At 69.5% G+C, this 8287-nt stretch carries 10 protein-coding genes; 2 read left to right on the top strand and 8 right to left on the bottom strand.

Annotated features, from left to right (window positions below; translation table 11 throughout):
• Window positions 1–225 (top strand): hypothetical protein (locus K8612_RS26470; RefSeq protein WP_223764345.1); only part of this gene is annotated, 225 nt, incomplete at its 5' end.
• A gap of 615 nt (window positions 226–840) precedes the next feature.
• On the opposite strand, the gene K8612_RS26465 is transcribed toward K8612_RS26470, so the two are convergent.
• A complete protein-coding gene (locus tag K8612_RS26465; protein ID WP_223743211.1) occupies window positions 841–1545 on the bottom strand; it encodes a sterol desaturase family protein in 705 nt (234 codons plus the stop codon).
• A 3-nt stretch (window positions 1546–1548) separates the two neighbouring features.
• Complete coding sequence (gene def, locus K8612_RS26460) at window positions 1549–2088, bottom strand: peptide deformylase (RefSeq protein ID WP_223743212.1); 540 nt, start codon at window positions 2086–2088, stop codon at window positions 1549–1551.
• Between the two features lie 59 nt (window positions 2089–2147).
• Here def and K8612_RS26455 point away from each other — a divergent pair, with 59 nt between their 5' ends.
• Window positions 2148–2630 carry a nuclear transport factor 2 family protein gene (locus tag K8612_RS26455; protein WP_223764344.1) on the top strand — a complete coding sequence of 161 codons (483 nt, stop codon included), beginning with the start codon at window positions 2148–2150 and terminating at the stop codon, window positions 2628–2630.
• 11 nt (window positions 2631–2641) lie between these two features.
• Here K8612_RS26455 and K8612_RS26450 read toward each other — a convergent pair whose 3' ends face one another.
• The 6 genes from K8612_RS26450 to K8612_RS26425 form a co-directional block, all read right to left on the bottom strand.
• Window positions 2642–4084: a hypothetical protein gene (locus K8612_RS26450; protein WP_223764343.1), complete on the bottom strand. Its 1443-nt coding sequence runs from the start codon at window positions 4082–4084 to the stop codon at window positions 2642–2644.
• A gap of 99 nt (window positions 4085–4183) precedes the next feature.
• Window positions 4184–4699 (bottom strand): hypothetical protein, encoded by a 516-nt coding sequence (locus K8612_RS26445; RefSeq protein ID WP_223764342.1) that lies wholly within the window; start codon window positions 4697–4699, stop codon window positions 4184–4186.
• Window positions 4700–4744: 45 nt separating this feature from the next.
• Complete coding sequence (locus tag K8612_RS26440; RefSeq protein ID WP_223743216.1) at window positions 4745–5362, bottom strand: DUF2378 family protein; 618 nt, start codon at window positions 5360–5362, stop codon at window positions 4745–4747.
• A gap of 45 nt (window positions 5363–5407) precedes the next feature.
• The gene (locus K8612_RS26435) at window positions 5408–6517 is read right to left on the bottom strand and encodes a 3-oxoacyl-ACP synthase III family protein (RefSeq protein ID WP_223764346.1); all 1110 of its coding nucleotides are present in this window, start codon (window positions 6515–6517) and stop codon (window positions 5408–5410) included.
• Between the two features lie 418 nt (window positions 6518–6935).
• Window positions 6936–7478 carry a hypothetical protein gene (locus K8612_RS26430; protein WP_223764341.1) on the bottom strand — a complete coding sequence of 181 codons (543 nt, stop codon included), beginning with the start codon at window positions 7476–7478 and terminating at the stop codon, window positions 6936–6938.
• Window positions 7479–7609: 131 nt separating this feature from the next.
• Window positions 7610–8224 carry a vegetative protein gene (locus tag K8612_RS26425; protein WP_223764340.1) on the bottom strand — a complete coding sequence of 205 codons (615 nt, stop codon included), beginning with the start codon at window positions 8222–8224 and terminating at the stop codon, window positions 7610–7612.
• Window positions 8225–8287: the final 63 nt, after the last annotated feature.

Below are 8287 nucleotides of genomic sequence, written 5' to 3'. Positions count from 1 at the left end.
AAAAAATTGACTGCGGTTTCCGCAATCCATTACTGCTTGGGCTTGCTATTTGGTTTTCAAAGACCGAGCCGCTTGTTTTGCTTCGCGACTTTTGCTACCGTCTACTTCGTTGCCGGTTTCGTTTCAACCGGCGGGGTTGCAGCTTCTATTTCAGTTCGCAGTCAGCGTCAACTTCGCTTTTGCGTCCTGCGGGCTGCTTCGAAGTTCGTCGGCGCCGTCCAGTGACTTCCGCCGCTTCTTTTCGAAGGGGAGCGGCTTCTACTTCAGCGCCGCGTTCCCTGTCAACCGCCTGCTGTCAGCTTCCTTCACCGCTTTGCGTCCGTCGTGTTGCCTTCCGGACCGCTGCTTCTTCGGTGGGGCGCGGCTTCTATCTCTTCGCCGCGTTCGCTGTCAACCTGCTCGTTGACTGCCCTATTTTCTTGTCGGTGCTGCTCTCTCCACGAAGTTCCTTCCGCACCAGTGCGCGGGCTTCGTAGCGAGGGGCGCGGCTTGTACCACCACCGCATCCGCGATCAACCATTTTGGTGGCGACCGTTTGCTGCTGTCCGCTCTCTGCGTTCCGACCTGCTGCCTTCGGTCCGGTTCGAGCGGGGCGCGGCTTCTACCTCTTTGCCGCGTTCGGGATCAACAACCTTCGTCGATCCTTTTCTTCCCCCCGCGCTGACTTTCCGAGGCCCGGGGGCCAGCGGTTCGTTGCGCGGGGGTCCAGTCTCTAACGCTTCGATTCGGCCGCGTCAAACCCTGATTGATCCGGGCCTGATCATTCGTCCTCAGCCGCCGGGGATATGGGCACGCCGTCCCAAGGTGTGAACCCCCGGCTCCGGCTTTCCTCCTTCCCCGTCACTTCCCTCGGCGTGCCGCCTGCCCCTCATCCAATGGGGCGCGCCATCGTGTCCCGAAGAGCCCGTCCGCCAGGGGGAAGGTGATGTTGAAGTTGTGCCGGCCCATCCGGCTGGGATCGTGGTGCACCTGGTGGTGGCGCCGGAGGAAGGAGACGCCGGGCAGCCGGGCGCTCCAGTGGTTGCCCGGCAGGTGCGTGGCGAAGTGCACCCACTCGTACGCCAGGTAATAGCCGAGCGCCGTGGCGATGAAGAGCCAGCCCGCGTTGGGGGAAATCAGCAGGAAGCAGAGCGCTCCGAGCGGGGCGGCGATGGCTCCCAGGAAGAAGAGGAGCAGCACCGGCGGGAAGAGCACCATCTTGAAGTCCCGGGGGGACTCGTACGCCATCGCCTCGTGAGTGAAGAAGCGGTGGTGCTGGGCGGTGTGCCGCTCGAACATCAGGCCCAGGCCCCGGGTGCGGTGGTGCATGGGGCCCCGGTGGCCGAGGAACTCGACCGTGTTCGCGAACGCGATGAGCGCGGGGACTCCGAGCAGCTCCCAGAGACGGGGGGCCGCCACCTGGCTCAGCGCCAGGGCGATTCCCCCCAGACAGACGAGGCTGGTGAAGGCGAAGTGGACCTGCCCCCGGTAGCCGGGCCGGATGACCCGGGCCCGGTACTCCTCACGGAAGGCCTGGACCTTCTGGGGGACGGGGCGCGGTTCCATGCGTCAGGAGCGCTTCGTCCCCTTGCCTTCCGCGGGCTCTTCCTTCCGGCGCGCGAGCGACTTCTGCAGCTTCTTCATGCGGTCCAGGATGAGGGTGCGCTTCAGACTGGAGAGGTGGTCCACGAAGACGTGGCCGTCCAGGTGGTCGATTTCGTGCTGGAGCACGTGCGCGAGCCGACCGTCCGCCTCCAGCTCGTGCCACTGGGCCGTCTTGTCCTGGTAGCGGACCTTCACGCGCTCGACGCGGGGGCACTTCTCCCAGACGTCCGGCACGGAGAGGCAGCCCTCCTCCAGCTTCACGCTCCCCTCCTTCGAGAGCATCTGGGGGTTCACGATCTCGAACTGGGTGCCGTCCTCGCGGCCGACGATGGCCACTCGAAGGGGGATGCCCACCTGGTTGGCCGCGATGCCGATGCCCTTGGCTTCCGCCATGGCCTCCGACATCTCCTGGAGGAGCGTTTCGAGCGCCGGGCCGAAGTCGGTCACGGGCTGGGTGGCGGTGGTGAGTACCTTGTGGGGCCAGATGACGATGTCGCGAGCCATGTGGCGGACTCTGCCACGCGGCCCCTTCCATTGCTCGGCAGTTCCGCTAGACCGGCGGCATGCACCCGCACTCCCAGCTCATCACTGACTTCTATTCGGCCTTCCAGCGGCGCGACGCGGACGGCATGGCCGCCTGCTACCACCCGGACGTGGAGTTCAACGACGCCGTGTTCCAGGGCCTGCGCTACGCGGGGGTCACCTCCATGTGGCGCATGCTGCTGGAGCGCGGAAAGGACCTGGAGCTCGACTTCAGCCAGGTCCAGGCCGATGACCGCACCGGCAGCGCGCACTGGGACGCGCGCTACACCTTCAGCCAGACGGGCCGGAAGGTGCTCAACCGCATCGACGCGACCTTCGAGTTCGCCGACGGGAAGATTGTCCGCCACACGGACCGGTTCCCCTTCTGGACCTGGTCGCGGCAGGCGCTGGGCCCGGTGGGATGGGCGCTCGGGTGGACGCCGCTCCTGCGGAACAAGGTGCGTGCCCAGGGCGCGGCGGGCCTGCGCAAGTACATGAAGGAGCGCGGCGTCACCGGAGCTTGAGGAAGCCTGCCTCACTCCCTGACGTCGAGCGTCTTCAGCGTCACGGGCTCCCTGGGGCCCCGGCGTGACAGCGTCGCCTCGCAGCGCACCTGGCCCATCCAGTCCGTGTAGCGCAGCGACGCCCTGCCGTCCGCGTGCAGCCACAGCGTCGCGTGACCGTGGTTGCCGCGGTCCTGGCGCACGCCCGTCCACTCCGGGAAGCGCGGCCGGGATTCGAAGAAGCGGACCGGCGCCACCGGGTACTCCGGTGCGTCCCGGCGCTCGGAGGGGAAGCCTCCGTGGCCCAGGCTGGCGCCGAGGAAGGGCAGGCCCGGTGCGCGGTCATAGAGCGCTCCGGCCTGGGCGCCTCCCCAGCACCAGAGGTCCACCCATTCGCGCTCCACGACCAGGGGGCGCAGGTCCTCCGTCACCAGCGGGCCGAGCCGCTCCGCATCCGGGCCGTAGGGCGCGGCGTGGGTCAGCAGGATGTTCATCGCGCCCCGCCGGCGTCCCTCCGACAGGCGCTGCTCCAGCCATTGCAGCAGCGCGGGCTCGCGGTGGCGGCCCGCTTCGAACCACGCGGTGTCCAGGCCGATGAGCTGGAAGCGCTCCGCGGCGAGGCAGAAGTAGCTGCCCTCCTGCGGGTGACGGGGGCTCGCGCCCCGCCGCTCGTCCAGGTAGCGGAAGTAGGCGCCCGCGCCCGAGCGCATCTCCGGCGGCGCGTTCAGCGTCAGCAGCGCCGTCGTCCCGAGCAGCGGCTCCAGCGGCTCCGCCACATGCGCGTCGAATTCGCCCTGGCGGCCCGCGTAGAAGACGCCGCCCAGATGCACCGCGCAGTCCAGGCGCTCCCCGCGCATCACCAACTGCCGGGCGATGTACCGGGAGGCGTATTCGCCCGTGCCGAAGTCCCCGAAGAGCGCCACCTCCACCGGGTGGCCGGGCTCCGGCTCTCTCAGCGGGTAGACGAAGCGGCTCTTCGCGCCGAAGTGCCAGCGGAAGGGGGCCTGCCGCGCCGCCGCGCCCTGCTCCAGCCACACGGGGCCGCTGAACAACAGCCAGCCGCGCAGGTCCGCTCGCGGCTCGAAGCGCGTGCGCGTGGGGTCGATGGGGATCTCCTCCGTCCTCAGCGGGAAGGTGAAGTCCGGGGGCAGACCTCCCGTCCCCTGACGGGCGTGGCGCTCCGTGGCGTCCAGTTGCTCCTGGAGCTGGCCGGGGTCCGTGAAGAGCAGCTCGAGCTCTCGCAGCGCCTCCACGAACGCGCCCACCGTGACCTTCGCGCCCAGGCCGCTCTCCGTCCAGCGCAGCACGTCCTCCGGCTCCCTCAGGAAGGCGGACTTGAGCGCCTCCAGCTCCTCCGGGCCAAGGAGCGGCAGGTCCGTGTCCTCTGGCGGAGGGGCTTCCGGCGGCACGGCCCTTCCGCTCGCGGGCGGCCGGTAGCCGAGCGATTCGTAGAGCGGATTCCACCTGCGTTCCATGCGTCCCCCGGGTGATGGCGTCGGATGCCCAGGGACGCATTCTCCCAGGCGTCCCCGACATTCCTGCTCACCCCGGGGTGCCGGGAGCGGCGTCCGCGCTCAGGGCGGAGCGCTGCCCGCGCCTTCCTTGCGGAAGGTGTAGAGCGTGTAGTGCGAGCCCGTGGCGAAGCCGGGCAGCTTGAGCGGGTTGAACACGCTCAGGTTCGTCATCACGCCGCCCACGAAGCCCGGGGGCACCTCCACCAGCTTGAGCGCGCCTCCCGCGAGCACCACGCCCGACTCGGGCTGGTCGTTGCTCACGAGCACGCACTCGCCCTGCGCGGTGAAGGCGCCCACCGGCAGGAGGAAGCGTGCATGGAACGGCACCCGCGTGCCCGGGGTGAAGGCCCGGTCCGTCAGCCGGAAGCAGGCCGTGGCCGAGCCCACCCTTTCGTAGCCGCCGTCACCCGCGGGCACGTACAGGCCCGCGCCCAGCTTCACGGTGGGCGTGAAGGGCGCCGCCGCGCACACCGCTTCATCCGGTGGCGTCGCGGCGTCCTCCTGCGAGCGAAAGGCATACACCCACTCCGTGCCGGCTTGCAGCCGCACCGTGGCTCCTGCCTGTTCCCGGGCCATGTCCAAACCCATCCTCCGTCGGGCACCGCGAGGGTCTTGCTCCGGTCACTGCCAGGACAGCGCGTACTCCGTGTCCACCGGGCCCGTCTGCCGGCCCTTCACCTGGACGCCTCGGGCGCCCAGGGCTTCGATGACCGCCTGGAGCACGCCTTCGTGGTACGCGGGCGGCATGAAGTCCCGCTTCATCAGGAGCTTGCCCGCGCGATCGCCGGACCACTCCACGCTGCGGTCGCCGTAGCTCACCGCCGCGCGGTAGCCCGTGGGCAGGTTCGTCACCAGCCGCTTGGGGCTGTCACCCGCGAGCAGGAGCAGCGTCTTGCCCGCCGCCGACGACAGGAAGTCCGTGGTGGCCTGCGTGCCCATCTTGCGCAGCATCGCGTCGAAGCCGCCCAACTGCGGGCCCATCAACTGCGCTCCCGTGAAGGACAGCTTCAGGAAGCCCGACACCGGGTAGTTGAAGAAGTCCACGAACTTCTTCTCCTGCACCGCCGCCAGGCACTTCTCCACCGCGGCGTCGCCGCCCAGGATGCGCACCGCGTTCAGCGCGCCGTTGAAGAACATGCCCCGGGCCGTGTCGTCGGGGGTGGCCAGGGCCAGACGCTTCTCCAGGTCCTGGGAAATGGCCGGCTCGAGGACCACGACTGCCTTGCGCTGCTCACTCATAGAGGGGGGAATCTCCGGGGGGGAGGAGATGAACACCCGTGCGCGCTACAGCCGCACGAGCTGGGCCCCATAATGGACGTTGGCACCGACAGCCGCCACCACCACCAGGTCCCCACTGCCGAGTGCAACACGACCCTGCTCCAGGTCGTCCGCCAGGAGAATCAACATCCCGGCCGCGGACGTATTGCCAATCCGGTCCACGTTGCAGGCCACCGCGTCCCTGGGCAGGCCCGCGCGGGCCACGAACGAGTCCATCACCCGCTTGTTGGGCTGGTGGAAGTAGTAGCGCCGCACCTGCTCACGCACCGCGGGCGTGAGCACCGCGTCCAGGCACTTCTGCATGTACTCCGGGTAGCTGCGCGCGACCTTGAAGCCGTCCACCACGAAGGCCATCTCGGCCGGGCGCGTGCGACCCGGCTGGTAGGGCAGCTTCAACATGCCGCCGCCCCGGCGCGACACGAGCTCCGCGTATGCGTTGCCGGAGAACGAGGAGAGGATGCCCGGACCGTCCTCGGGGACCTCCTGATTGCGCAGCACCACCGCGCCCGCGCCGTCTCCGAAGACATACATGGACAGATAGGCGTTGAGCGCCTTGGGGCGGCCCGGCGTGGGCGGCAGCTCGTCCGTGTAGACCTCCCGGTTGAGCAGCGGCGAGGTGAACGCCGAGGCCACCACCGCCACCGTGCGGAAGCGGCCGCCCTCCATCATCTTGCGCACCAGGTCCAGCACGTAGGGCGTGCCGCCGCAGCCGTCGTCCACCACCAGCGCGAAGGCGTCCTCGCGCAGGCCCAGCCGCTCGTGCAGCACCATGGCGTCGTGGTTGAAGTGCGGCGCGTCCGGGGTGCACGTCACCACGAAGAGCGCGTCCAGCTCCTTCGGGTCCACGCCGCCTCGGGAGAGGGCCTGGCGCAGCGACACCTCGCACATGTCCGTGTTCGTCGCCGGATAGAAGCGCCCCAGCACGTCGTCCGGCGGCGGGATGGCGCGGCCCGTCTCATCGTCGAAGTCCCAGAGGAAGCGGCGCTCCTTGATGCCAATCTTCTCTTCGATGCGGGCGGCCGACCAGCCGGGGATCGCCTTCGCGATCCGCTCGTTGGAGATGGTCCGTGCTGGGACGAACGAACCCGCTCCCACCACACACACCCGTTCGGTCATTTCCATGGCCTCGCGATTTCACAGCCTCGCCGGACGGGATGGATTCCCTGTCACGTGTGCGTAGAGCACGTTCCAGGCCACCTCCTAAGCCCTTGGAAAGACGGAGTTCCTGTTCCTGGACGCGTCATTCGTGAAGTACAGGCCAGGACAGAACTGTCCCGGATGCCTGTGAAATCCGCAGGATGCGGAATGTTTCAGAAATGAAGCCATCGACGTGGAATGAATCACACGCGACGTGTCAATTCACGGACAGTGGACGCCGGAAAGACCCACGGTGTCTGCCATTGCACCCAAGATGTCAATGGTCCGTGCGTCGCGCAGCGGGTCCCGCGGGCTCCCCCTCTATTGCGCGGGACTGGACCGATTGGATCTTCCCGCGGCCGCTTTTCCGCGAGCCGCGGGAGCTCCGAAGCGCCCCTCAGAAGGGGATGTTGTCGTCGTCGTTGGGGGGCGGGATGTCGCCGTCGTCCGGCGGGTTGCCGTAGCCGTAGCCACCGCCCCGGCCTCCACCGCCGCCGCGCGCGGGGGGCTCGCCACCGCCGCCGCCCTCACCGCGCTGCCGGGCGATCTCCGCCTCGATGGCGGCCAGGAGCTGGCGCTCCTTGTCGTGCCAGCGCGACTTGCTGGGGTCCGCCAGGGAGCGGCGCGCGCCGTTGGCGTAGAACTCCAGGTCCTGGAGGCTGGCGCCGTAGACGGGGGCGCCCTTGCTGCGGCCGTAGTTGGGCAGGAGCGTGCCGTCGCCGCCTCCGCCTCCGCCTCCGCCACCACCGGACGGGGCGCCCGAGGACGCGGGACGGCGATACGCCGGGGCCGACGCCGCGACGGGCGTGGCGCTCATGGACAGCTCGCCCAGTTGAAGCGTGAAGCCTTCGCCGTTCCTGTACGCCGTGCCCACCCGGACCTGCTCCACCGAACCGTCGGGACGGCGGACCGCGACGGTGACTGGATATTGCTCGCTCATGGGGCCGGGATTCACACCTCCACGGCCCGCATGTCAATGGAAGGAAGCAACCCGTGTCGGGCCTGAGGCACGCACGGCGGGCCGCTGGGGGCGACCCGCCACGCGGGGAGGCGCGCGGACGACGGACGGCGTCAGGTCAGCGACACCATGCCGCCGCTGGAGCCCTTCTTGCGCACCCACGCCTTGGGCTTGGGCGGCGCCGCGGGCGCGGCCGGCTTCGCCGCTTCCTTCAGCGCCTGGCTGCCCGCGCGGCCCCGCGGCAGCGTGACGTCCTGGACCGACTGCGGCTTCGCGCCATCCACCCACGCGTCCGGGCGGCGGCCGGTGCGGATGAGCAGGCGCAGCTTCTGGTAGTGCGCCGAGCAGTAGCCCTTGGAGCGGCTCTGGCGCTTGCAGCCGACGACGGCGCAGGCCTGGGTGTCTTCCGCGGCGGCGGCCTTGGGCGGGCGGCCCGGAGACTTCGCGGCGGGCGCCTTCACGGGCGCGGCCTTCGCGGCGGGCGCCTTCACGGGCGCGGCCTTCGCGGCGGGCGCGGCCTTCGGCGGGCGACCCGGACGGCGGCGGGCCACCGGCTCCGGCGCCAGCGTGGGCGTGCGCACGCCCGCCACGGCCCCCAGGCGGCTGGACAGCGGCGCCAGGCGGTCGGTCACCGCGCGCAACGCATCCAACGCATCCAGCCCCTTGGCCATCCGGGCCACGGCCTTCTGAACGGGAGCCAGTTGCAGTTGCAACTCGCGGCGGACCATGTCGCGAAGTTCGGTCTCAAGGGAAAGTGGAGCCATGTGGGGCAGGATATACACCCAACCGCC

This window comes from Corallococcus sp. AS-1-6 (assembly GCF_020037015.1).
Lineage (GTDB): Bacteria > Myxococcota > Myxococcia > Myxococcales > Myxococcaceae > Corallococcus.
This window is presented reverse-complemented; position numbering and strand designations above follow the sequence as displayed.